Annotated in this window: 22 protein-coding genes and 1 pseudogene; 10 read left to right on the top strand and 13 right to left on the bottom strand. The window is 70.7% G+C overall.

What is annotated here, in order from left to right; genetic code table 11:
• Positions 1–38: 38 nt before the first annotated feature.
• The 6 genes and pseudogenes from CLV67_RS32265 to CLV67_RS32240 form a co-directional block, all read right to left on the bottom strand.
• The gene (locus CLV67_RS32265; RefSeq protein ID WP_106325258.1) at positions 39–809 is read right to left on the bottom strand and encodes a DUF899 family protein; all 771 of its coding nucleotides are present in this window, start codon (positions 807–809) and stop codon (positions 39–41) included.
• A 109-nt stretch (positions 810–918) separates the two neighbouring features.
• A pseudogene (locus CLV67_RS32260) lies at positions 919–1,583 on the bottom strand (Type 1 glutamine amidotransferase-like domain-containing protein).
• Positions 1,584–1,613: 30 nt separating this feature from the next.
• Positions 1,614–2,873 (bottom strand): cupin domain-containing protein, encoded by a 1,260-nt coding sequence (locus CLV67_RS32255; RefSeq protein WP_239166865.1) that lies wholly within the window; start codon positions 2,871–2,873, stop codon positions 1,614–1,616.
• Between the two features lie 11 nt (positions 2,874–2,884).
• Positions 2,885–3,142: a BatC protein gene (locus CLV67_RS32250; RefSeq protein WP_106325153.1), complete on the bottom strand. Its 258-nt coding sequence runs from the start codon at positions 3,140–3,142 to the stop codon at positions 2,885–2,887.
• Positions 3,143–3,298: 156 nt separating this feature from the next.
• Positions 3,299–4,165, bottom strand: a complete 867-nt coding sequence (locus tag CLV67_RS32245) for an alpha/beta fold hydrolase (RefSeq protein WP_106325151.1) — start codon at positions 4,163–4,165, stop codon at positions 3,299–3,301.
• Between the two features lie 16 nt (positions 4,166–4,181).
• Entirely contained in the window at positions 4,182–5,000 is an 819-nt protein-coding gene (locus tag CLV67_RS32240) for a rhamnogalacturonan acetylesterase (protein ID WP_106325149.1), read from the bottom strand.
• 163 nt (positions 5,001–5,163) lie between these two features.
• On the opposite strand from CLV67_RS32240, the gene CLV67_RS32235 reads away from it, so the two are divergent.
• The 6 genes from CLV67_RS32235 (at position 5,164) to CLV67_RS32210 (ending at position 11,031) form a co-directional block, all read left to right on the top strand.
• Positions 5,164–6,216, top strand: a complete 1,053-nt coding sequence (locus CLV67_RS32235; RefSeq protein WP_106325256.1) for a hypothetical protein — start codon at positions 5,164–5,166, stop codon at positions 6,214–6,216.
• Between the two features lie 80 nt (positions 6,217–6,296).
• Positions 6,297–7,229, top strand: coding sequence for a hypothetical protein (locus CLV67_RS32230; protein ID WP_106325147.1), 933 nt, complete (start codon positions 6,297–6,299; stop codon positions 7,227–7,229).
• Between the two features lie 8 nt (positions 7,230–7,237).
• Complete coding sequence (locus tag CLV67_RS32225) at positions 7,238–8,455, top strand: hypothetical protein (protein ID WP_106325145.1); 1,218 nt, start codon at positions 7,238–7,240, stop codon at positions 8,453–8,455.
• A 73-nt stretch (positions 8,456–8,528) separates the two neighbouring features.
• Positions 8,529–9,077 (top strand): ArsR/SmtB family transcription factor, encoded by a 549-nt coding sequence (locus CLV67_RS32220; protein WP_170154078.1) that lies wholly within the window; start codon positions 8,529–8,531, stop codon positions 9,075–9,077.
• Positions 9,074–10,303, top strand: a complete 1,230-nt coding sequence (locus CLV67_RS32215) for an MFS transporter (protein ID WP_170154077.1) — start codon at positions 9,074–9,076, stop codon at positions 10,301–10,303. Before CLV67_RS32220 ends, CLV67_RS32215 begins: the two co-directional genes overlap by 4 nt.
• Positions 10,304–10,416: 113 nt before the next feature.
• Entirely contained in the window at positions 10,417–11,031 is a 615-nt protein-coding gene (locus CLV67_RS32210; protein WP_106325139.1) for a DUF4232 domain-containing protein, read from the top strand.
• Between the two features lie 109 nt (positions 11,032–11,140).
• Here the strand turns inward: CLV67_RS32210 and CLV67_RS32205 are convergent, their stop codons facing one another.
• Entirely contained in the window at positions 11,141–11,647 is a 507-nt protein-coding gene (locus tag CLV67_RS32205) for a hypothetical protein (RefSeq protein ID WP_106325137.1), read from the bottom strand.
• A 125-nt stretch (positions 11,648–11,772) separates the two neighbouring features.
• Between CLV67_RS32205 and lexA the strand changes: the two genes are divergently transcribed.
• Complete coding sequence (lexA, locus tag CLV67_RS32200) at positions 11,773–12,573, top strand: transcriptional repressor LexA (protein WP_106325135.1); 801 nt, start codon at positions 11,773–11,775, stop codon at positions 12,571–12,573.
• Positions 12,574–12,822: 249 nt separating this feature from the next.
• Here lexA and CLV67_RS32195 read toward each other — a convergent pair whose 3' ends face one another.
• From CLV67_RS32195 to CLV67_RS32180, 4 genes are all read right to left on the bottom strand, one after another.
• On the bottom strand, positions 12,823–13,167 hold the full coding sequence (locus tag CLV67_RS32195; protein ID WP_146169367.1) for a hypothetical protein: 345 nt from the start codon (positions 13,165–13,167) through the stop codon (positions 12,823–12,825).
• 683 nt (positions 13,168–13,850) lie between these two features.
• Positions 13,851–14,990 (bottom strand): replication initiation protein, encoded by a 1,140-nt coding sequence (locus CLV67_RS32190; protein WP_106325131.1) that lies wholly within the window; start codon positions 14,988–14,990, stop codon positions 13,851–13,853.
• Between the two features lie 136 nt (positions 14,991–15,126).
• Positions 15,127–16,656: a GGDEF domain-containing protein gene (locus CLV67_RS32185; protein WP_239166861.1), complete on the bottom strand. Its 1,530-nt coding sequence runs from the start codon at positions 16,654–16,656 to the stop codon at positions 15,127–15,129.
• A gap of 118 nt (positions 16,657–16,774) precedes the next feature.
• Positions 16,775–18,166: a cellulase family glycosylhydrolase gene (locus CLV67_RS32180; protein WP_106325129.1), complete on the bottom strand. Its 1,392-nt coding sequence runs from the start codon at positions 18,164–18,166 to the stop codon at positions 16,775–16,777.
• A gap of 183 nt (positions 18,167–18,349) precedes the next feature.
• Between CLV67_RS32180 and CLV67_RS32175 the strand changes: the two genes are divergently transcribed.
• Complete coding sequence (locus CLV67_RS32175; protein WP_106325127.1) at positions 18,350–18,673, top strand: hypothetical protein; 324 nt, start codon at positions 18,350–18,352, stop codon at positions 18,671–18,673.
• Here CLV67_RS32175 and CLV67_RS32170 read toward each other — a convergent pair.
• A complete protein-coding gene (locus CLV67_RS32170) occupies positions 18,643–20,637 on the bottom strand; it encodes a putative bifunctional diguanylate cyclase/phosphodiesterase (protein WP_106325125.1) in 1,995 nt (664 codons plus the stop codon). The genes CLV67_RS32175 and CLV67_RS32170 overlap by 31 nt on opposite strands.
• A gap of 102 nt (positions 20,638–20,739) precedes the next feature.
• Between CLV67_RS32170 and CLV67_RS32165 the strand changes: the two genes are divergently transcribed.
• The gene (locus CLV67_RS32165; RefSeq protein WP_106325123.1) at positions 20,740–21,888 is read left to right on the top strand and encodes a branched-chain amino acid ABC transporter substrate-binding protein; all 1,149 of its coding nucleotides are present in this window, start codon (positions 20,740–20,742) and stop codon (positions 21,886–21,888) included.
• On the opposite strand, the gene CLV67_RS32160 is transcribed toward CLV67_RS32165, so the two are convergent.
• Entirely contained in the window at positions 21,875–23,422 is a 1,548-nt protein-coding gene (locus tag CLV67_RS32160) for a serine hydrolase domain-containing protein (protein WP_106325121.1), read from the bottom strand. The two genes, CLV67_RS32165 and CLV67_RS32160, sit on opposite strands and share 14 nt — an antisense overlap.
• 158 nt (positions 23,423–23,580) lie before the next feature.
• Here CLV67_RS32160 and CLV67_RS32155 point away from each other — a divergent pair, with 158 nt between their 5' ends.
• Positions 23,581–24,633, top strand: a complete 1,053-nt coding sequence (locus CLV67_RS32155; protein WP_239166860.1) for a pectinesterase family protein — start codon at positions 23,581–23,583, stop codon at positions 24,631–24,633.
• Positions 24,634–24,640 lie beyond the last annotated feature (7 nt).

The raw sequence follows: 24,640 nt of genomic DNA, 5'->3' as shown, positions 1-24,640 counted from the left end.
CGCCGGACGACGTCGTGTCGTCCGGCGCCGGTGGACCGTCAGTGGTGGTGACCGTTACGGCCGAGGGTCTGCTCCGGGGTGACGCCGGGGCGGCCCCACTGCGGTACTGGGCGGCTGGTCGGGCCCCCGTCGGCGTTGCCGTCGGCGTCGGCGCGCCAGTACCAGCACGGGTGGTGTCCCTCCGGCCAGCCCGCCGGGTTGTCCTCCCACGCCTCCGCGCGGCCGTACGGCGTCATGTCGAGCATGTTGAAGGTGGCGTTGAACCGCTCGGTGCCCCGGCCGGTCGTCTCGTAGGTGAGAAAGGCCCTGTCTCCGTCGCGCAGGAAGCAGGTCAGGTAGCCCATGTCGCCGCCGGCCGGCCCGGTCACGTCGCGCACCGAGTACCACGGCTGGGTGTAGCCCATGAACTCGACGAAGGCGGCCACCTCGGGCCAGCGGCCGGTGGTCAGGATCGCGAACGAGACGCCGCGGGCGTTGAGGTAGACCGCGTCCTTCAGGTGCCAGGCCGCGTTGGTGCAACCCTCGCACTGGCCCTGGTGCGGTGCGCCGTCGTACCACATGTGCTTGTAGACGATGAGTTCGTCGCGCCCCTGGAACAGCTCCAGGAACGGGACCGGACCGCCGGGGCCGACGACCTCGACCTTCGGGTCGAACTCGACCATCGGCAACCGGCGGCGAGCCGCTGCGAGCGCATCGCCGGCGCGGGTGTGCGCCTTCTCGCGGACCAGCAGCTCGTCCCGTGCGGCCTGCCAGGTGGCCGGATCGACGACGGGTGGGCGGCCGGGCAGCTCGTTCGGCGTGGTTGTCACGATCTCCTCCAAGGGCGTCTGTTTCCGGGCAGCGTCGTACGACGTCCAGCGACGCTCACCAGAACAGACCCGGCACCCGGCCGAAACTAATCGGGTCGGCCGGCGGCGATCACCCGAACTTCGTCCATCGCCCTTCGGAGATCACCTCGACCGAACCGTCGACGACCTTGATGGCTGTCTGTTCGTCGATGGCGTAGGCCGGGACGCCGATGTCGGCGGCCCATCGCTCCGCGTCGGCCATGGTGTTCGTGGGAAGAGGTCCAGGTGCGGGAAGATCGAGAAGTCGACGACGCCCAGGGTGCGGTCGTCCGGTGCGGACGGCCACTCGACGAAGTAGTCACCGATCCGGGGCGTCAGCACCATGCTTCCGGCGCTCACGCCCACCCAGACCTTGTCGGGCAGTGACGGCAGCAGCTCGGCCAGCCCCGACTCGCGCATCCAGTGGCACAGGTAAGCCGCGTCGCCTCCGTCGGCCAGGAGCACGTCGGCCTCCCGGACCCAGGGGACCCAGCGGTCCGCGCCGATGGTGGGCAGCGCGGTGAGCTCGAGGACACCGACCGACGCCCAGCCCAGGCCGGTCATGTACTGCCAGTCGGGCTTGGGCTCGGCGGCGATGAAGTCCCGTACCGACGCCGGACCGCACATCGGGTGACCCCACTGACCTGTCGGGATGCAGAGGGCGTGGCACTCGTCGATCGGCTTGCCGAGCAGCTGCACGAGCGCCGTGCGGATGCTCCCGTTCGTGACGCCGCCGGAGGTGAGCAGGAGCTTCACGATGCCTCCGAATCCACGGGAAGGGAAAATCTACCCGACGACGGCCGCATCGGTGGGGGCGGCAATCAGCACGCCTTCGGTGAGCAACCGCCGGGCCAGCACCAGCCGGTCCGCGTCGTCGGCGAGCGGCAGGTCACCGACGCGGTGCGGCGCCCCGTCGAGGGCGAGCCGCAGCGCGGGCCCGCAGTAGGCGGGAAAGCTCATGGTCCGGCCGGTGAGGCGCAGAGCCACCTGGTCGGCGTCGTTTTCGCCGAGCAGCCACCGCAGGCCGGGCCGGACGGTGACCACGTCGGCCGCGGTGAGCGCGTCGGCGAAGTCGAGCTGTGCGAGCGGGCTGATCGGCGCGGGGCGAGCGGCCGGCCAGGATCGGTTGCGCAGCCGGTCGGCGATCTGAGCCGGTTGTACGGTGCTCAGCCAGGAACGCAGTGTCGCCACCGTCTGCTCGAGCTCCGCACCGACTTCGTCGGGATCGGTGGGGTCGAAGCCGTACGGCAGGGTGGCCCGCAGCAGTGGATCGGCCATCGCCAGCGTGAGGAGTTCCTCGACCAGGGCGTACCGGGTGAGACCCCGGATGCCGACGGTCAGGTGCAGCGACCGGCCGCCCTGCGCGCGGGCGGAGTGCAGCCAGCCGCGAGGCAGGTAGAGCGCGTCACCGGGTTGCAGGACCACGTCGAGCGCGGGCTCGCCCTGCGCTGTCGCGGCCACCTCGTCGGCGCGGCCGCCCCACGCCTGCTTCTCCAGCGGGTCGGCGAGGACGGGCGGATGTATGCACCAGCGTTTGGTGCCTTCGACCTGTAGGACGAAGACGTCATGGGTGTCGTAGTGGGTGCTGAAGCCCTGACTCGACGGAGGGGTCAGGTAGGCGTTCATCTGCAGCGGGCGGTTGAGTTCCGCGCCGAGCCGGCCGACGAAGTCGATCAGTGGTGGCCAGAGCCGGTGCAGGCCCTGCAGGACCAGGGTGGCGCCTTCGGCGTACAACCGCATGACCTGTTCGTCGAGCACCTGGTCGGAGATCTCTGCGCCGACGCCTCCGCCGCCGGTGAAGCGGCTGCCGGGGAGCACCGCGCCCTGCTGGGCCACCCGGAGGAACGGGGTCCGCAGTCCACGCCGGCTGAGCAGTTCGTCGACGGCGGCCGAGGAGAGCAGGTCGGTGAAACCGCCCGGGCCGCCGAGGTCGGCGGCCCGGGACAGCAACGGTTCCCGACCCCAATATGTGCCGGCGAACTCGTCCGGGGTGGTCGCGACTGCCCGGGACAGGGCGGAGGCCGGCCGGATTCGGGTCGTGGTCACGGGTTCGGTCCTCAGGAAGCGCTGCCGTCGGCACCGCCGTCGTGACTGGTCACGTCGGCCCCGCCGTCGGCCGGGCCCTCGTCGGACGCGCTGCCGTCGGCGCCGCCGTCGACCGTGGCGGTGTCTGCTCCGCCGTCGGCCGGACCCTCAGCGGACGCGCCGCCGTCGGCGCCGCCGTCCTGGCTGGTCACGTCGGCTCCGCCGTCGGCTGGGCCCTCGCCCCCGGCGTTGGCCGGGTCGCTGTTGATGTCGTCGTTGCTGAGTGCCATGTCGATTCCCCTGCCGCACCGAGCGCCTCCGTGATTCGGAGGCCGTGGATCCCGGGGGTACCCGGCCACGATCGATTCATGCCGGCTCGGCCTTGAAGATCATTTCAAGACGAGAGGCATGACGGCGTACGGCGGATCGCCTGATCCCGAGGGCGGTCAGGTGGCGAGGGTCCGGCGCAGCGTCTCGGCGAACGGGCCCGGGTCGCCGTGCTGGCCGTACTCGCCGCCGAGGAAACCGGCGTGGTTGCTCGGGAACACGGCCGGTTCCCGGCCGAGCCGCTCGGCGACCGCGAGACCGCCGCGATGGGCCAGCTCGCCCGCCGACTCGGCGCCGACGGCCAGGACGATGCGGGTCGAGGCGGCGCGCAGCGCGGCGAGGTCGGGCTGGTACAGGCAGCAGGTGACCAGGTTCTGGCCGAGCAGCACGTCGTCGCGTGAGCCGTCGTCCTCAGCGGGCAGGCCGAAGCTGGCCGGGTCGGGGCCGGGCTCGTCGGCGAAACCGGGCGGCACCGGTCCCTTCAGCGACACGATCTGGATGAACTTCACCATCGCCGGACCCAGGCCGGAACGTTCGTAGAGCGCGCGGATGCCCCGCACGGCGGCCACCGCGTCCTCGGCGTCCGGCACCAGGCTCGCCAGGGGTGGCTCGTGGGCGACGAGAAGGCGTACCAGATCAGGGTTCGCCGCCACGAGAGCCAGGGAGTTGACCGCCCCGCCGCTGCTGGCGAACAGGTCGACCGGGCCACCGACCGTCTCGATGACCCGGCGGACGTCGTCAGCGTGCTGCTCGGGCGTGGTCTCCGGTGCCGGGTCGGTGCGCTTGCTGCGGCCGGTGCCGCGCGGGTCGTAGGTGATCACGAGCCGGTCGGTGAAGTGCCCGGCCAGGGTCACGAAGCCGCTCGCGTCCATCGGCGAGCCGATCAGCATGAGCGGGGTCTCGGACGATTTCTCCGCGGGCTCGCGCACGTCGTAGGTGATGATCGCGCCGGGGACTTCCAGAGTATGGGCCGCTGGCTGTGTCATGGCCCGACACTACCGGTCAGCTCTCCGCGGGGCGGGTCTCCGGCCAGGTCAGCAGGGTGTCGGGCAGGTCGGTGCGGCGCAGCGCCCGATGGTCGCGGCCGGGCAGGCAGTGGCCGGCCGCAACGACGAGCCGGGCCACCTCGATGGCGCCGTGCGCCTGGAAGTGCGTGTTGTCCTGAACCCCGTCGGGATAGTTCGGCGACTCGCCCGCGTCCAGCCACAGGAAGTGGTCCTTCGTCGCCTCCGGGCCGAGCCTGCCCCACAGGTCGAACGACAGCGCCTCCAGGTCGATCAGCGGCGTCCGGGTCTCGGCGGCGAGCGCGCGCATCGACGCCGGATATTCGCCGTGCGACAGGTAGGGCACGCCGTCGGCGGTGAACCGGCGGCGCTCGACCGGGGTGACCAGCACCGGGGTGGCGCGGGCGGCGCGGGCGCCGTCGAGGTAGAGCCGCAGGTAGTCCTGGAACGTCGTCCACGGCAGCGTGCCGCGGGCCGGGTCGGTGGTCTTCTCGTCGTTGTGCCCGAACGACACGAGCAGCACGTCGCCGGGCCGGATCGCGGCCAGGATGCGGTCGAGACGGCCCAGGTCGGCGAAGCTCTTGGAGCTGGCGCCGGAGAGGGCCTCGTTGACCACGCGCACCCGGCGGTCGAGGAAGACGTGCAGGGCCTGACCCCAGCCGGCCCGGGGATGGTCGGCCACCGCGTAGGTGGCGGCCGTCGAGTCACCGGCCACGAACACGGTCGGGCGGCGGCGGGCGGCGTGCGCGGGGGACGGAACGGCGAGGACCGCCGCGCCGGCGGCCGTGCCGAGCAATGCTCTGCGACTGATCTGCATAGGCGGCATTCAATCAAGGACGATCGATGCAGGCAAGCGCTTTCCTGCAGCTGGGAAGACTAGGGGTGGATGCTGATTACCGGACGGTCGGATTCCTGATCGATTCATGTAACAGCGGCGATGTACCTTACGGAGCGCCGGAACGATCACAATGGGGGTAATCGTGACAACATCCGTGGAAGCGGCACGGCCGGTCGAGGCCGCGCCGTTCAGCGCCAAGGAACGGTGGGTGCTGCTGATCGCCAGCGCCTGGCTGGTCATCGGCTTGCAGCTCGACGCATACGCCCACGCCACCACACCCGAGCTCGAGACGTTCTGGACCCCGTGGCACGGCGTCCTCTACTCCGGCATCGCGGCCTCCGGCTTCACCCTGCTCTGGATCATGCGCTCCCGGCTGCCGGGCATCCCGACGTACCGGTCGGTGCTGGCCCTGCCCAACGCCCTGCGCCTGCCACTGGCCGGCATGGCGTTCCTGCTCGTCGGCGGCGGCGTCGACACCCTGTGGCACAACATCTGGGGCATCGAGCAGGACATGGAGATCTTCGTGAGCCCGAGCCACGAGTTCATCATCCTCGGCATGGCACTCGTCGCGATGGGCCCGACCCTGATGCTCGCCACCGGCCCCGAGAAGCGGCTCAGCGTCGGCGGCGCCTTCCTGGTCGGGATCTCCACCCTCTTCGCCGCGCTCCCGGTGCACATCTACTCGCTGCACGCCTCCGCGATCGGCTTCCGGCACCTCGGCAGCGGCGACATCGATCCGGTGCCGATCTTCTCGCCCGACGCGCAGCTCATCCACGGGTACGTGTTCAGCACCATTCTCCTGCTCGTGCCGTTCATCGTGATCGGCCGCCGCTGGCCGCTCCCGTTCGGGCTCGCGTCGGTGCTGGTGGCCGTCATCGCCGTACTCATGCATCTGATGTTCGACTCGCGGGACGACTGGTGGCCCGCCCTCACCCTGGCGGCCGCGGCCTTCGCCCTCGAGATCGTGCTGCGCCTGGTCACCCCGCTGGTCAAAGTCGGCGCGAACGGCCGCTGGATCCTGTTCGGCCTGGTCGCGCCGCCGGCCGCGTGGGGTGCCGTGCTGCTCGTCGGGCAGATCCAGGAGGGCAGCACGGGGTACAACATCCACATGCTCACCGGCCTGCTCACCCTGACCGCCCTGACCGGCGTCGGCACCGTCCTGGTCGCCCGCAGCGTCCAGCGCCTCCCCGAGTGAACCTTTTTCAACGTGGCGAGGGCATGGCCACCGGCACCACATCGTCCGTTCTGGCCCGCAGCCAGGTTGAAAAAGGTTCAGTGATCACCAGGCTGCTGCTCGTCCTGGTCACGGCGGGCCTGGCGCTCGTGGTCACCGGTGGTCCGGCCGCAGCTCACGCGGGCGGCCTCACGGCCACCGACGCACGAGGGTCGGTGGTCTCGGTGACTCCGGCGGTTCCCGGTCTGGAGATCACCGCGATCGAGGAGGGTGCGCGGCTGCGTCTGCGCAACGGCACCGGCGGTCCGATAACGATCAAATCCGGCGGCGGTACGGCCACGCCTGCCGTGATCGCGCCCGGAGCCGAGCTGACCTGGATCGACGAACGGTCCACCCCCGACGGGCGATCGGTCGCGGCCGGTCGACGCGTCTCCTGGACCGTCCCGCTGGACGCGAACGGTGTCGCCGTCGCCGTCGACGGCGTCCTGGTGGGGGAGGAGCGCCCACTCGCGGCCGGCTGGTGGATCGCGGCCGCCCTCACCGGCGCGGCCCTCGTCCTGCTCGCGAAACGCCTGCCCCGTGCCGACCTGCTGCTCGCCGCAGCCGGGACCATCGCCGCCGCGTCCTCGATCGTGCACGTGACGGGTTCGACCCTGGCCGTCGAGTCGGCGCCGCTCGCCGGAACGTTCCTCAGCGCCGCCGGCATCAACCTGCTCGCCTGGCCGCTGATCCTCGGCGGCGCGGTGACCGCCCTGCGCGGCCGCGCCGCCGGTGTTCTCGCGGTCTGCGCCGGAGCCGCCCTCACCGCGGTCTTCGTCCTGCCCGACGTCACGTCGTTCCATCGGCCGGTCCTGCCGTTCGAAGGCCCGGCCGTGCTCGAACGCGTCCTCGTCGTCCTGGCCCTCGGCCTCGGCGCGGGCGTCGCGGTCGCGGGCGCCGGAGTCCTGCGCGACCTCGCCCGGAAAGCGGCTGCCGATTCCGCGGGCCCGGACGGCGACATCGCGCGGCACCCTCCGGCCGCTGATCCGGCGTGACACCATCGATGAGCCCGCTCGCGCACGGTGTCGGCAGTGACGCCGGGCTGCCGCTGCCGCTCGATCTGGTGCTGCAGGCCGGCGCGGCGACGGTCGTACTGTCGTTTCTGATCGCCGCTTTCTGGTGGCGCACCCCGCGGCTCAAGCCCTCCCCGCCACGTGAGTCCGGCAGGCTCGCCGTGCTGCGCTACCCGGTGCTGCTGCTGGCGCTCTACATCACCGGCCTCGCTCTCGCGGGGCCGCGCGGCACCACCAACCCGGCGGCGCACGCCCTCTTCGTCTGGCTCTGGGTCGGGCTGATTCCGATCAGCATCGTCTTCGGGCCGGTCTGGCGGGCGGTCAACCCGCTGCGCACGATCTTCACCCTGCTGGGCCTGCCCCGTCACGGGCTCCGCCCGCTTGCGCCCGGCCGTCCGCGATCCTCCTGGCCGGCGGCGGCGTTCCTGCTGGTCTTCGTCTGGTTCGAGCTGGTGGTGCCCCATCACGGCGATCCGGTCCCGGTCGGTCTCTTCCTTCTGCTGTACGGCCTGAGCCAGGTCCTGCTCGCCCTCCTGCGCGGCGAGGAGTGGTTCGCCCGCGGCGACTGCTTCGAGGTGTACTCCGAGTTGGCCGGCCGCCTCAGCCCGCTGCGACATCGGCAGCCGCTCTCCGGCCTGGCCCCGGCTTCCCGCGACCCGGCTCCGACCTCCGGGGGGTCCGCGCTCGCCTCGGCGGGACTGGCCGGGTTCGTGGCTGTCTGGTGGGGCTCGACCGTCTTCGACAGTGCCTCGGCGTCACCGGTCTGGACGGGGTTCGTGGACCGCGCCGGCGCACCGCTGTTCTGGGGCAGCGCGGGTCTCGTACTCCTCTGTGGGCTGGTCTTTCTCGGGGTCCGGTGGACCGCCGGTCGTCTGGACGTGACCCTGTCGCTGATCCCGATCGCGGCCGGATACACGCTCGCCCATTACCTGTCGCTGCTGATCGTCGAGGCCCCGCGCGGGTTCCTGCTGCTGCTCGGCCAGCCCGCCGGGCGCTGGGACGTGTCACCGTCACCCGCCATGGTCGCCGGGGTCCAGATCACGCTGATCCTGATCGGACACATGCTGGGCGTGATCGTCGCCCACGACCGAGCGCTGGCCGAGGCCGGCCCGAAGCCCGCCATGGCCGTGCTCGCCGACGAGCTTCCGCTGGTGTTGCTCATGATCGGCTTCACCTGGGCCGGGCTTTTCCTGCTCTTCGTACGCTGATGTCCTGATCTGTCGCTGTCTTCTCACTGACACTTCTATGAGAAGAAGTCTTTGCATAGATATCTTCTCACCCATGCGCCGCAACTTGACAGACGTCGACTCGCTCAAAGCACTGGCCCACCCACTACGGCAACAGATGTTCAACCGTCTCAACCGCTTCGGCCCGGCCACCTCCGCCGATCTGGCCGCGGTGTTCGACGCCGACCGCGGCGCCACCAGCTATCACCTGCGTCAGCTCGAGCGGTACGGCTTCATCGAGGAGGACTCCGAACTGTCGGCCGGTCGCCGCCGTTACTGGAAAGCGATTCCCCTGGACCTGCGACTGCCGTACGCCTCGGAAGACCCCGAGATCGCCGCCGCCGCCGACGCGATCGGCGGGCAGTGGATGGAACAGGGGACGCGTGAGCTGAACGCCTACCTGAGCGACCGCGAGTCCTTCGGCGAGTTCGGCGAAGCCGCCATGCACTCGTTCAGCTCCACCAGCCTCACCGCCGAGGAACTGATCCAGTTCCGCGAGGAGTACGTCGCCTTCGTCAGCCGATGGCACCGCTACCCTGCCGAGGCCACCGACGGCGCCCGGCCGATCACCGTCCTCTTCAACGCGTTCCCCACGCCGTCATGAGCTCCCTCTGGCGCAACCGCGACTTCACGCTGCTCTGGAGCGGCCAGGTCATCTCCAGCCTGGGCGCCGCCATCAGCGCCACCGCCACCCCGCTGCTCGTCCTCGCCGAGACCGGCTCACCCCTCGACGCCGGGCTCGTCGGAGCGGCCGGCACCCTGCCGCACCTGATCGCGAACCTGCCCGCCGGTCCACTCGTCGACCGCTGGAACCGCCGCCTCATCCTGCTGATCAGCGAACTCGTCGCGGCGATCGCCCTGCTCAGCGTCCCGCTCGCGATCTGGTCCGGCGTGTTCACCGTCGCCCAGCTCTGCGTCGTCGCGTTCGTTCAGGGCCTGTGCTTCGTCTTCTTCGGCCTCGCCCAGGACGCCGCCCTGCCGATGGTCGTACCCTCCGCGCAACTGGCCGACGCCATCGCCGCCAACGAGGCACGCAGCCGCGGCGCGACCCTGGCCGGCCCACCGATCGGCGGCTTCCTGTTCGGCCTGGACCGCGCCGCGCCGTTCCTGGTCGACGGGATTTCCTACCTCGTCGCCGCCGTCGGACTGCTGTTCCTCCGCCGCGACCTGCAGAAACCACCGGAGGGCCCCACCGAGCCACTGTGGCGGGCCGCCGTTACCGGAATCAGGTACGTCTGGAGCCAGCCCCTCATCCGGGTGTCGATGCTGCTGATCGCCGCCAGCAACTTCGTCTTCCAGGCACTCATCCTGGTCCTCGTCGTGCTGGCCGAACGCCAGGGCGGCAGTCCGGCCGACATCGGCCTGATGCTCGGCCTCTACAGCGCGGGCGGACTGGCCGGCGCCTTCGTGGCCGGCCGGCTGCATCGGAGCCTGTCCTTCCGTACCGTCCTGATCGGTATCAACTGGGTCTGGGCGATCCTGCTGCCACTCAACCTGCTCACCACCAACACGCTCCAGCTGGGTGCGCTCGGCGCGCTCTCCGCCTTCGTGGGCCCGCTCTGGAACGTGGTCGTCTTCACCTACGCCGGCAGGGTGGTCCCGAACGAGTTGCTCGGCCGCGTCATGAGCGCCGCCGGCACACTGACCTGGGGTGTCATGCCACTGGCCTCGCTCTCGGCCGGTCTCCTGCTGACCTGGATCGGCCCGAAGGGTTCGATCTGGTCACTGTCGGCGATCATGCTCGGCGCGGCGATCGCGGCAACCCTCAGCCCTTCGGTACGCCACGCGCCGAACCTCGATCCCGTCGAGGAGCCCGCCCCGGCCGCCTGATCCCGGGCGGACGGACACTCAAGGGTGACCTGTGTGGATGATCGGTACCGGCTTCGTGCCAGCCACCGCGAAGCCGGTCCACACCGATTGATCTCCTCGGCAGAGTAGCGGCCATGACACGCAACGCGTTCGGCCGCAGCACCTCCCGACAGTTGACGGTTGCCACCACGGCGCTGCTGGGTGCGGCCGTCGCGGTCGCACTCGTCGGCGGAACCAGGACCCGCGAGGCGTCCGCCGGGGCGATGTCCACCGACCCCGGCGCGGTCTCCACGGCAGGTGCTGACGTCGACTGCCTCACCGACGACCTGACCGGCACCCTGATCGGACAGGCCCGGGCCGCGGGCTCGAAGGTGCGCGACGCGGTACTGCGCCTCACCAACGACTCCGGCCGGGCTTGCCGGGTCCGGGGCTGGGCCGACATCGACCTGGTCACCCCGCCTGGCGACCTGGTCAAGGTGCCCACCAGCCGGATCGAGCAGACCGGCGGCGACACGGTGGTCGCCCTCACCCCGGGCGCCAGCGCCTGGGCCCTGGTGCAGTGGGACGTCTGCACCGCCGGGCGGGCCGGCTGCGGCGTCGGCGTGACCGTGCAGTACATCGTCGACCCCGAGTCCACCGGCTCGGCCGCGGACTCCGCCGAGGTGCCCGAGGCCGAGCGGGAGGGCATCACCATGAAGGCGCTGCGGGTCGGCCCCTTCCAGCAGGACCGCGCCGCGGCGCTCGCCTGATCCGGTCTTCCTGATCCGGTCTTCATCGGCGGCCGGCTCGCCTGCGGCGGCTTTGTGCGGCGGCTTTGTGCGGCGGCTTTGTGCGGCGGCTTTGTGCGGCGGCGGGACGTCAGACGATCGCCGGGCCGAACGTGTCGGACATGGCGGCCACGCCGAGGCACAACAGCGGACCGGGGAAGCCGTCGTCGACGTCGGTGAGGTCGTGCCACTGCTGGATCACCGGTTCCGGCGAGTGACGGCCCAGCGAACGCAGACCAGGTTCCGGAACCTGATGGCCCGCCCCGCGAAGCATCCCGGCGACGCTGTCGAGGAGCCGGCGCACCGCGGCTGCGATGTTCCCGGGTGCCGCCTCCGGACCGGGCAGGGCGTGCTCGGTGACCCAGGCGGCCAGCTCGGGACCCGAGACGATGTGACCCGGCAGCGACGACCCGTAGGTCCGGCCGTAGACGACCAGCGAGGTCGTCTGCACCAGCACCTGGTGCACCGGCACACGGCGGGGCAGGGCGATCACCGGGTGGGTCGGGGCGAGCAGGAGGGCGGCGCGCCGGGTGGCGGCCAGCCAGGAACCGGTGTCACCCGCCGCGACCTGGTCGGCGTACTCCCAGATGGTCGGCATCGGATGATCTTGGCTAGTAGAAGCCTCGCGGACATCGGTCGTCGGGCCGGGCTCCCTGTCCCCCGAACGTGCGGTTTCCGGTGACGATTAGTACATCTGATCTAATCATGGGGTAAGGTGCGGCCATGAGCATCGACAGCGGTGCAGATTCCCGTCCGCCACTGACCGCCCGCCAGCTGCGCATCCTCGCCGTCATCGAGGAGTCGGTGCGCTCGAGGGGCTACCCACCGACGGTCCGGGAGATCGGCGCGGCCGTAGGGCTCGTCTCGCCCTCGTCCGTTTCCTATCAGCTCGGCGTCCTCGAGAAGCACGGCCTGCTCCGCCGCGAGCCCAACAACTCCCGAGCCGTCGAGCTGCGCCGCCCGCTCCCACCACACACCGACGCCGAGAGCCAGACCGGCGCCGGTGTGACGTCCGGCGCGGGACTCGCGGGCGTCGGTGCGATGTCCAGCCCGGCTCCCTCGGGCGTTGGTGTGACATCCGGTCTGGGCTCTGCCGGTGCCGCCGACATCGACCAGGCGCCGGGCTCCGGCCAGACGGCTGCGTTCGGACGCTTGGTGACGGTCCCGATCCTGGGCGCCATCGCCGCCGGTGCACCGATCCTGGCCGAGGAACACATCGAGGACCACCTGACCGTCTCCTCCGGGATGGTCGGCGGCGGCACGCTGTTCGCCCTCAACGTCAAAGGCGACTCGATGATCGACGCCGCCATCTGCGACGGCGATGTAGTCGTGGTCCGCCAGCAGCCGGTAGCCGAGACCGGCGAGATAGTCGCCGCGATGATCGGCGACGAGGCCACGGTCAAGGTCTTCCGCCGCCGCGAAGGCCACGCCGAGCTGCTCCCACGCAACCCGGCTTACCAGCCCATCCCCGCCGACGACGCGGTCATCCTCGGTAAGGTCGTCTGCGTCCTACGCCGCCTCTGACTCCACCCCGCCTCTGACTCCATTCCGCCTCTGACTCCACCCCGCCCCTCCGCCAGCACCGGCGCTGCCGTCCTTCACTCACCCGAGCCGCGCCAAGCCGCGGCCGGCTACGCGGATCGCCACCCTTGGGACGCGGACCCGTGTGGGGCCGGCCCGGCCCGCCGAGAAGGCTGCCCGCCGCCGTCAGAGGTCCGAACCGGCCCGGCCCGCGACGCCGGCCGACCAGCGTCGCGGGAGGGACCGTGCTCGTTACCGCATCGCTCCGCCGTGGTGGAGATAGTGCAGGTCGCACAGCAGTTCTGAGAGGGCCACGGGATCCAGAGCCGCGAAGTTCGGCGCCCCGGAGAGGCGCGCGTCACGGAACGTCTGCACCGGATCCTCGTTCGGGAACTGGACGCTGATCCCCGGGTCGAGGGGAAACGTCAGTACGCCCCGGCCCGGCAGGTAGCACTCCACGGTGTCCTGGATGCCCGCGTCCATCGGCGCGCTCCGCACCCACCATCCGCGTCGCTCCAGCTTCAGCAACCGGTCGACCGCGACGGCTGCCCCGACGAACTCGGTCAGTCGCTCGTGGGCGGCCTGTTCCGCGGTCAACCGCCGCACCGGCCGGCCGAGCGTGTCGTGGCTCTGGGCTGGACGGTCATCTAGACAGCTTTCGAAGTCGGGGTTCCCGGCCCGTCAGCCGCAACCGTCTGAGCCGTGGTGGCGCCCGGTCGGCTGATGGCCTGGCGTTACCGTCGTGGGCTCCGGGGTCGCGGGGGTCGGTTACCGCCGCTGACGGGTGCTGGACGATCAACTGCGGCCGTTTTCTGAGCCGGGCTCCGGGATATCGCTGCCTCCGGACCGTTAAAGGGTTCACCGCCCACGGCTGGGCGATCAGGCGGCCCGGGGAAGGGTTCACTGGGCACGGCTGGGCGATCAACAGCCCGGGGAAGGGTTCGCCTGCCACGGCTGGGTGATCAGGCGGTCTGGGGAAGGGTTCGCCGGGCACGGCTGGGCGATCAAGCGGCCCGGGGCAGGACTGTCCCCACCAGCCCCAACCAGACCCTGACCGTAAAAGGTATCTAGAGCTGTTTCGAGGCGAGCTGTGTATGAGGGCTGCTTCCCGGGCCGGAAAGGGTTCGCGATCCACTGCTGATCGATCATCGGGGTCTGTTTGTCGGGGTGAGCTGTGGGATAGGGCTGTTTCGGGGTGGGAAGGGTTCGCGAACCATGGCGGGGGGATCGGCCTGCCGTGTGTGGAGAGGTGGTGGATGTCGTGCCGGCTGGGTTGCTGTTCAAGGGGCCTCGCTGGACGTTCGCGGCCACGCCCTGTGGAAGGAGTTGACGCAACCGGATGCGGGGCGGATCTCGATGCCGGAGGCGTTGGCGGTGACCGACGGGATGTGGGTGACTCGGCGGATCTCCTCGAGGCACGCTTCGAAGCGGGCTCCGAAAGCGGCCGTGTCATCACCGGGGCGGGAAGCGGAGCCCGAGCGGGAAGCGGAACCCGAGCGGGAAGCGGAACCCGAGTGGGAAGCGGAGCCTGAGTGGAAAGCGGCACCTGGGCCAGAGCCCGAGCGGGAATCGGCGCCTGAGCGGGAAGCGGCGCCCGGGCCGGTTTCGGTGACGGAAGCGGAGCCCACGCCGGAGCCGTGACTCGAGGCGGAAGCGGATCGGGGAAGGGGGCCGGAGTTGAGGGCGGGGCCGGGGCCGAAGCGTGCCTGCAAGGTCTCCCAGGTGAACTGGCGGGCGTCGTCGAGGTAGGCGCCGACCAGGGTGAGCCAGGCGTACACGTCGAGGGCCAGGCAGGAGTGGCGGCTCAGGACGCGGACCACGTCGGCGTCGAGGGGGAGCCAGCGCAGCGCCGACTCGGCGAACGTTGCCTCCAGCGTGATCACCGGTGGGCACTCGGAGGCGGAGTCGAGGAAGCCGCGGCTCTGCCGGGTACGGCCGCTGACCAGGGAACCCGTGGAACCCGGGGTCTCGCCGATCCAGCCGTGCCGGAGGGTGCGGTGGAGCTGGCCCTCGAGTTCGGTGAACCAGCCGCCCCGGACCGTCTGCTCGGAGAGCGAGCCCAGCGCGGCCAGGAACGCGTAGACGCGGTGCGGGTGCAGGGTGATCGTCCGGCTGCGGCAGCGGTACACCTCGGTGCACAGGAACATCACCAGGTGGCGGCCGAGCAGGCCGTAGGGGATGCCCGCGTACCTGGCGAACTCGCCCTCACTGAGGCCGGAACGCCAGCTGCCGAGGCCGGGCCGGTAGAACAGCTCGACGTCGCCCGGGTCGGTGACCGGCAGCACCAGGTCGGCGTGGACCGGCGGGTAGAGGACGGTCCCGGCGCCGGACGAGCCCGGCAGGCGGCAGGCCGCGTGGCCGTCCGGCTGGTCGACGGTGATGTGGACGGCGACGTCGCCGTGCCGGAACGAGAAACTCACGTCGTCAGCAACGACTGATCTTGGAGATCGGACGCAGAAGCCGCGAGGGCGAGCGGCCGCGCGGGGAGGTGCGAGGGCGAGCGGACGCGGGAGATGCGAGGGCGAAGGCGAGGGATGGAGGGGGGCAGGAAGGGGCTCAGGCGGCGGGCAGCATGCTGTGGTCGTAGCGCATCCAGGTGCCCTTGCCCTCGTGCTTGGCCGCGTACATGGCGGTGTCCGCGGCGTGCAGCAGCGACCGCAGGTCGTCGGTCTCCTCGGCGGACGCCACGCCGATGCTGGCGTTGGCCCAGACCGGAGAACCATCGATCATGATGGGTACGGTCATCGCCTGCAGAATCCGCTGCGCGGTCCGTTCCGCGTCCCGGGCGTCGCAGTCGCGCAGCAGGATGGCGAACTCGTCGCCGCCGAGCCGGGCGGGCAGGTCGACACTACGTACCGAAGCACGCAGTTTCTCGGCCACCCCGGCGAGCAGCGCGTCACCGGCAGCGTGCCCGAGGGTGTCGTTGACACCCTTGAACCCGTCCAGGTCGATGAGCAGCACCGACACGGTGTCGTGCGGGGCCTCGGCGAGGGTGATGTCGACCTCCTCGCGGAAGTGGACACGGTTGGCGAGCCCGGTCAGGTCGTCGTAGAGGGCCTGGCGCCGCAGCCTCGTCTCGTGCTCACGCAACTCGTGCAAAGTGGTGTCGAGCTGGGCGATGAGTTGCTTGTTGTCATGGAAGGCGAGTAGCTGCCGGGCCACGACCAGGCCGACGATGACGCCGAGGCCGCCGACCGTGCCCCACAGGCGGGCGTCCTTGTCCTCGTTCTGCGACAGCATGACGATCATGACGGAGAAGACGAGCAGGATCGAGCCGTACGGCAGGAGGCTGTACGACTTGCGCCGCCGCGAGCCGAACGCGTGCTCGTCGAACTGGGCGAGTATCTCCTGGACTCGGGGCCCCACGGCGATCAGCAGTGACGGCAGGAACCGGATGGCGTAGGCGTGGGCCGGCAGCGACCCGTCGGCGTCCGGGGCCACGAACAGGCCGAGCGCGTTCACGACGGCCGCGATGATCAGCGGGATGGCGGCGTTGCGGTGCATCGGCGCGTTGCCGCTGAGGATCATCTTGACCGCGGCGAACGCCGAGGTGAGCACGAGCGCGGCTCCGGCCAGCGCCCCGATCAGATTGGTCTCGCGGTCCTCCGAGTTGATCGCGAAGCACCACGCCACGACGGCGCCGCCGACCAGCACGGTCGCCGAGTCGAGCCAGAACGCCAGGCGTTCCTTGCCGCTGCGGCCGGAGTGCGGGTGGATGAGCATGCCGACCACGATGAGGCCGATGCCGATGGTGAAGCACACCGACTGGACGGTGCCGCCCGCGGTGTTCCACTGGTCGCGTTCGAAGTACGAGGTGAACGTCTGGACGGTGTCGCCGGTCGTGAACAGGACGCCGGCGATGGCCATGAACCGCCAGAACCTGCGGATGGCGCCGGTGGCGATCCGGAAGACTCGCCAGGAGGAGTACGCCAGGAGCGCGTCCAGCGGTACCTGGAACGTCCAGTAGACATCGACCTGGGTGTCCGAGTGGCCCTGGAGCACGAAGAACAGCGCGATCCCGAGAAGGGTCCACGCTGTCGCCACGGCGAGCAGCGGGTCCTGCCGTATGGATCCATTCCCGTTCACTTCGGGACTATCGGCCTCTCCGGTCCGAGCCTGAGGAAGACGGCGCCGCCTTCACCGGCCCGCGCTTGAGGAAGACGGCGCCGCCTTCACCGAGGCGAGGTGAAGGCGGCGCCGGTGATCACGCCGCGGCGCAGGTGACCGCGGTGGGTGCGGTGTTGCTGCCGCTGAACGAACCGGTGAAGCCCCAGGTGGTGGAGGCGCCGGCGGCCAGCTTGCCGTTCCAGGCGGCGTTCTTGGCGGTGACCGCGCTACCGGAGGTGGTCACCGTGGCGCTCCAGGTGTTGGTGAAGCTCTGCCCGCTGGGCCAGGTCCAGGTCACGGTCCACGCGTTGATCGCCGCGCTGCCGGCCTTGACGGTGACGGCGCCCTGGAAGCCGCCGGGCCAGGAGCCGGTCACCGCGTAGGTGGCGGTGCAGGCGCCGGACGGGGCCGACGGGGACGGCGACGACGGCGGCGGGTCGGACGGCGGGCCCGAGGACGACGGGGACGACGGGGTGGTGCCGCCGAAGATGGTCGCCTGCTTCGAGGTGGCCTTGATGCCGTTGGCTCCGTTGAATAGTCGCTGGCCCCACGAGGTCAGCTGCGCCGCGTCGAAGCCGGTCACCATGTCCAGGTATTCGACGCCGCCGCCGTTGCCGCTCCACGACCAGCCGAGGTAGCCGATGCCGAGCTGCTGGGCGGTGGCCAGGATGGCGTCCTCGTCCGGGTTGCCGTCGGAGTGGTTGTGCCCGAACTCGCCGACCACGAGCGGTAGCCCGGCGGTCTTGAAGCGGTTCAGGTAGTCGGTGATCTCCGCGGCGGTGTCGAACACCCCGTACATGTGCACGGAGAACACGGTGTTGCGGTTCGGGTCGGTGGCGAAGACCGAGGCCGCGTTGTCGCGCATGGTGAACGACCAGTCCTGGCCCCAGTTCGGCGCGTCGACCATGATCTGGTGCGCGAACCCGGCCGCCCGTAGCCGCGTGATGGCGTTCTTGGTGTCGGCCACCCAGCCCGACGCGTTGGTGTTGCCGTACGGCTCGTTGCCGATGTTGAGGATGACGTAGTTCTCCTGGCCGTCCAGGGCACTCTTGATCGAGATCCAGTAGTCGACGGCCTCTGCCAGCGAGGCGGCGGCGCCCTCCTCGCCGTACCCGGTGGTGTCGTGCACCTCCAGCACGCAGATCAGCTTGTTCGTCTTGCACTGGCTGATGACGGCGGAAACGTTGGCGGCGCTGTCGGGTCCCCAGCGCTTGCCACTGCCGAGCACGACGCGCACGGTGTTGGCGCCGAGGGCCTTGATGTCGGCCAGTGCACGGGGAGTACGGTCCTGGTACCAGGTGTGCGCGTGGTTGACACCGCGCATGACGAACGGCGCGCCGTTGCCTTCGAGAATCTGCGTGCCGGAGACGGTGAATCCGGTGGCCGCGTGGGCGGGCTGTGCCACGAACAGCGCCGCGGCGCCGGCGCAGAGTGCCGCCGCGATGGCGGCCCACCAGGCGCGCCGCTTCCTCGGGATGGGGACGGTCATGCTTCTCTCCTGGGGATGGGAGTAGTGGGAGCGCTCCCAATGTCCCTCTTTTAATTTATGTTTGTCAACGTCCTGACGTGATCTGCGCCCTTGGTCGCGCTCCGTGGTCTTGACATTCTCGACCGCTGACCGCCACAGTGCCTCTGACCTGGGATTCTTATCGCCGCGAAGGGCAGCCAACCTATGGAACTGCATCCTGACGATCACGAAGAGTTACTGCACGGCAGTACTGCGGTGGAATTGTGGCGTCGTAGCGATCACGCGGTGCGGGTCGCCGAGGAACTGATGCGCATGCACGGCGGCACCGTGCCGATGAGCGACCTGCTCTGGCTCGGCGCCGAGGCGATCCTGCCGCGCCAGTGGAAGGCGGGCCGCGCCCCCGAGCCGGTCGAGGCCGCCGTCGAGGTCTACAACCGCTGGCGCAGGCTGGAGCAGCGCCGCGTGGAGCGCCGCCGTCAGGCCGATGAGGAACGCCGTCAGCAGGCGGGCGAGACCGGAGCGGTCTGACTCAGAGCCGCGGCGGCCACCGTCTCGGCGGCACGGCAGGCGTCGGGCAGTTCGCCGGCCGGGACCGGGTGACTCAGCACGAACCCCTGTGCGTGGTCGCACGACATCTGCCGTAGCCGTACCAGCGTCGCGACGTCCTCCACGCCCTCGGCGACAACCTCGAGCCCGAGGTTGTGCCCGAGGTCGATCGAACTGCGCACCATGACCTCGTCCGGCGTGCCCTCGGCCAGGCTGCCGACGAAGAGCCGATCGATCTTCAGCTCGTCGGCCGGTACGTCCCGCAGCTGCACCAGCGAACTGAACCCGGTGCCGAAGTCGTCCACCGACACGGTGACGCCGCTGTCGCTCAGCCGGCGCAACGCCGTGCCCGAGTCGGCCATGATCCCGGTCTCGGTGAGCTCCAGCCGCAGCAGCTCGGGCGGCAGGCCGGCCGCGTCGATCGTGGCGAGCACGGTCTCGGCGAACCGTTCGTCGCGCAGCGCCCCCGGCGCCACGTTGAACGACACCCGGCACCGCCACCCGCCTGCCAGCCACGCCGCCGTCTGCCGCGCGGCCACCGTCAGCAGGTGATAGGTGAGGCCGATCTCCAGGCCACCGCGCTCGGCGATCGGCAGGAGGGTGGCCGGCATGACCACGCCACGGGACGGATGCCGCCAGCGGACCAGCGCCTCCACCGCGCCGACCCGGCCGTCGCTCAGGCGTACCTGCGGCTGGTAATGCAGTTGAAGTTGCCCCTCGGGATCACCGGTGTCCAGCAGCAGGCGCAGATCGGCGAACAGCTGCATCCGGTCGTCCTGCTCACCGGCGTCGGTGCCCGGGTCGTACACCGCGACACCACCGCCGTGGCGCTTGGCGCGGTACATGGCCGCGTCGGCGTGCCGGAACAGCTCGCCGGCGTCGGCCGCCCCCTCCGCCGGACCGAGGGCCACCCCCAGACTGCCGCTGATCGCGGCCGGCCGGTCACCCAGCACGAAGTCGCGGTTCAGCTCGGCGACCAGCTGCTCGGCGAGAGCGGTGGCCTCGGGCAGGCCGGAGACGCGGGGGAGCAGCACGGCGAACTCGTCGCCGCCGAGGCGTGCCACCACTCCGGGCGCGCCGACGTGCCCGGACAGGCGCCGCCCGGCCTCGATCAGCACCTGGTCGCCCGCGTGATGCCCCATCGTGTCGTTGACGGCCTTGAACCCGTCCAGGTCGATGACCATCATCGCGGTCCGGCCGCCGCCACGTTCCGCGGCCGCCAGCGACTTCTGCAGTTTCTGCTGGAAGAGGGCCCGGTTGGGCAGGCCGGTGAGCGGGTCGTGCATGGCCTGGTGGCGGCTGTCGGCGGCCTGGACCACGAGCCGGCGCTGATAGCCCAGAACCATCCGCATGATCATCGCGACCAGCGTCAGACCGACGCCGAATCCCATCGCGGTGCCCAGCAGGAGCCGGCCCTGCGCGTCGCCGAGCCGGGTGACCTCCTGCTGCGCGTACTCGTGGTACGCCCGGGACACGTCGTCCACGTCGTTCTGCAGCGAGTAGAACGCCGGCGTGACCTGGAGCCGGTCGAACTGCATGAAGTCCGGATCGCTGTCGGCCACCTTCGCGATCAGCTGCTCCGCGAGTTTGCGATAGGCGACCTGACCGGTCAGCAGCCGCCGCGCGTCCTGCCGGGCCCGGTCCCCGGACGTCTCGGCGATCTCCGTGAGGTTCCGTTCGGCCTCCGCGACCACCTTCTCGAACCTGCTCCGTACGGCGACCGACGGCTCCACCTGGTAGTGCCGGAGGTTCACCTCCTGCATCGCGACGGCGATCCGTGCCTCGGTGAACTTCATGTCCACGATCAGGGCGGCGCTCTGCTGCTCGGTGGCGCGCGTGGTGTCGGCGGTGCCCTGCAGCACGTAGCCCGCGAGAGCCAGCAGGACGACGGCGAGCGCCACCGTCATCAGCAGGCTGCGGCCACGGCCCCGGATGCGCCCCCACACATCCCCTCTTTCGGCAGCGAACCCACCGGATCAAGGAATCCGGTTCAGCTTCGGCCGGTCGAGGTCGATCGGAGCAGGTGAGCCCAGCGAACGGAGTTTCAGGTGCGTGGCCCCAGAACCGTCGCGGTAGCCGCCGCGGCCCTGATCCTGGCCGGGCTGTCCGCCTGCGCCGGATCCGACGACCCGAAGCCGGCCGCGTCGGCGCCGGACGTGATCCGCCTGGCCAGTCTTCTGCCGCTCACCGGGCGCAGCAGCCACTCCGGCGAGGCGATGCTGAACGGCGCGAAACTCGCCGTCAGCGAGGTCAACGCCGCCGGTGGGGTGCTCGGGCGACAGGTCGAACTCGTGGCCGAGGACGACGCGTGCGACCCCGGCACCGCTGTCACGGCCGCGCAGACGGTCGTCAAGAAGGACGTGACGCTCTCGGTCGGCGGTTACTGCAGCAGCGCCGTGGTGCCGACCCTGAAGATCTTCCGGGACGCGGGCATCCCGATGATCATCGCGCAGGCCAACTCGACCGACCTGATCGAACCCCGCTACGACAGCGTGTTCCTGATCTGCGGCACGGTCACGGCCGAGGCCGAGTTCGCCGTCGAATGGATGAACAGGCTGGGCGGCAAGCGCCTGGCGGTCGTGCACGACGGCACCAGCTTCCCGGTCACGCTGGCCGAGGAGACCGCCGAGCATGCCCGCAAGACCGGCTCACCGGCCGTGGCCGGCGAGCTCAAACTGAGCCAGGGCGCCACCGACTACAAGCGCACCGCCGGGGCGATCATCGGCGCCAAGGCCGACGTCGTCTACTACACCGGGTACTACGGCGAGGCGAACCAGCTGATAAAGGATCTGCGGGCCGAGGGCTTCACCGGCCGGATCGTGGTCGGCGACGGCGCCACCGACGGTCCGCTGCTCGCCGACCTGAGCGAGTCGCAGGCCCGCGACGTCTACGGGACCGCGCTGCTCGTACCCGCGTTCATGCCCGAACTGAAGGACTGGTCGCAGCGGTACAAGGCCGCCTACGGCGCCGACCCCGGCCCGTCGAGCCCCGAGGCCTATGACGCCGTCATGGTGGCCGTCGACGCGATCAAACGGGCCGGGAGCACCGACCGTGAGGCCGTCCGCGTCGCCTTGAGCGGTACCGACCTCGCCGCGCTGTCCGGCGAGGTCGCGTTCAACGCGGACGGCACCCGTACCGTGCCGAAGTTCCTCCTCCTCGAAGCGAACGGAAAGGACTTCCGTCTCAGAACCGAGTAGGGTGCGGCAGCGTGCCGGGCAGGAGTTTCGCCGGCGAGGCGGTGGTCCGCAGCGACGCCGTGCCGGCCGGGTTGCGGCGGAAGAGCCGGCCGCCGAACAGCAGCCACCCCACCGAGCCGTCCGGGTCACGGACGAAGTTGGCCCGGCTGTGCGTGTCCGATCCGTCCGGTGCCCACACCCGCACGTAGTCACGGCGGTAGAACGGCAGCACCAGCTGCTCCCTCCCACCGATGCGCAGGCTCAGCCGCCCGCCGATGCCGACCAGGTCGAGGGTGGAGCTCACCGGTTCACCGTCGAACCCGATCTGCTCGGTCACGTAGTGCCCCTCGTAGCCGGCCAGCTGCGCCGGCGTGAGGGTCCTGGGCGTGGCCGGGAGGTTGTGCAGGCCGGTGAACCGGCTCAGCGCCCAGTCGTCGCCGAACAGCTCGGCCCTCAGCGACGGGCCGCCCGTCGAGTTGGTCAGCAGGGTCAGCGCGAAGTCCTTCTCCGGCACGAACATGAACCCGGAGTGCTGTCCCGGCAGGTCACCTCCGTGCTGCACGACCCGCGGGCCCTCGGCGGTCGGCCGCAGCATCCACGTCACCCCGGCCCCGTCGAGCTCCACGAACAGCGTCCCGCCGGGCCCTGGACGCCACCGCATCGCCCGCAGCGACCGCCGGCTGAGCAGCGGACTCCCGTCGCCGAGATGGAAGCGGGCCCACTTCAGCTGATCACGGGCGGTGGAGAAGAGACCACCGGCAGGGTGCAGGCTCCGTGGGATGGCCAGGGCCTCCGGAGCGGCGACGAGATTCCCTTCAAGATCGAATCCATGCGGTACGGCCACGCGCGCGCCCGCCAGTTCGCCGAGCGTGAACACGCTGCTCCGCAACCGCAGCGGATCGAGGACGAGGTCACGCACGGCCTGCTCGAACCCCCGGCCCGACGCCACCTCGAGGACCCGGCCGGCCACGTTGAGCGCCGTGTTGTTGTAGGTGAACAACGCGCCGGGAGCCGTCACCTGGCGCACGGTGGCCAGCGAATCGACGTACCGCTGGAGGAACGCGTCGTCGCTGCCGGTGTCGGTGTAGACGTCGCCGAGCCAGCCCGCGCTGTGGTTGAGCGTCTGCCGCAGTGTCACCCGCCGTGACGCCGCCTCGTCGCTGGTCCGGAAGTCCGGCAGATACGTGCGCAGGGGCCGGTCCAGGTCCAGCCGTCCCCGCTCAACCAGGCGCATCACGGCCGTACCGACGAAGGTCTTGGTCGTCGAGGCGATCCGGAACAGGGTGTCCCCGTCGACCGGCGCGGGTTCGGCCACGCTGGTCACGCCGAAGCCGCCGACGTAGTCGCGACCCTGGTACCGCAGACCGTAGGCGACGCCGGGAACGCCGTACGCGGCCATCCCGGCCTGGATCTTCTCCTCGAGCTCGCGTACCACGCGTGGCACCCGGCCCGCGGACGCTGCGGCGGGTGAGCCGGCCACCACCCCGGCTGCCACGGCGGCGGCCCCACCGGCGGCGGTGCGCAGAAGCGTTCGGCGGGACATCGGTTCGGTCATCGGATCCTCCCCAGGAATCACGGCGCCGGCCGGCGCACCCTGCAGACTGTATCCACAAGGGACACGCCGCAGGTTCCCATTGACGTCGGCGAGTGCGACCCCTACCGTGGCGAGGAAAGCGCTTTCCCCCAGCGCAATCCCCACGTTAGGAGAATGGTGTGCGTCGGCGTACCTTCCTCGGCATGTCATCCGGGCTCGGCATCGTCGCCACCGGGATGGTGTCCACGCCGGCCGTCGCGGGCGGCCGCCGGCCGGACGCGATCGTGGCCACGGACGGCAGCGGTGATCACAGCGGGATCCAGGCGGCCGTCGACGCCGCACCCGCCGCGGCAGGCGTGCCGTACGTCATCGGCGTGCGTCCCGGCACGTACCTCGGTCAGGTGGTCATCCCCGCCACCAAGCCGAACCTCGAACTGCGCGGCCTCGGCCGCCGCCCGGACCAGGTGGTGATCGCGGACGACCGCGCCAACGGCACCCCCAAGCCGGGCGGCGGCACCTGGGGCACCTCGGGCAGCGCGTCGGTCACCGTCGACGGCGCCGGCTTCAAGGCGACCAACCTGACCTTCGCCAACCTCTTCGACGAGGCCGCGCACCCGGAGATCACCGGACGGCAGGCGGTGGCCGTGCTGACCCGCGCCGACCGGCTGGTCTTCGAGAAGGTCAGATTCCTTGCCAACCAGGACACGCTGTACGTCAACAGCAGCGCGGCCGGGGTGATCGCGCGCGTCTACCTGCGCGACTGCTATGTGGAGGGTGACGTCGACTTCATCTTCGGCCGGGCCACCGCGGTCTTCGACCGGTGCCGGATCCACTCGCTGGACCGAGGCAGCACACCGAACGGGTACGTGACCGCGCCCAGCACCGATATCACCAACCCGCACGGGCTGCTGTTCCACCGCTGCCGGTTCACCTCGGACGCCCCGGCCGGGACCGTCTTCCTGGGCCGCCCCTGGCACCCCAGCCAGGACCCGAACGCGATCGGACAGACCGTGATCCGGGAGTCGTGGATCGGCGCGCACATCCCGGAGGTGGCCTGGACCGCCTTCGGCACATGGCCGTGGGAGGAGGCCCGGTTCGCCGAGTACCGCAACTTCGGCCCCGGTGCGATCGTGTCGGACAACCGCCCGCAGCTGACCGCCGAGCAGGCCGCATCCACCACCGTCGAGGCGTTCCTGAGTGGCTCGGACGGGTGGAACCCTGCGCGCTGTTGAGACGCCC

The organism is Actinoplanes italicus, from assembly GCF_003001815.1.
Lineage (GTDB): Bacteria > Actinomycetota > Actinomycetes > Mycobacteriales > Micromonosporaceae > Actinoplanes > Actinoplanes italicus.
Note: the sequence above shows the minus strand (reverse complement) of the source record. Positions and strands in the feature narration are given on the sequence as shown.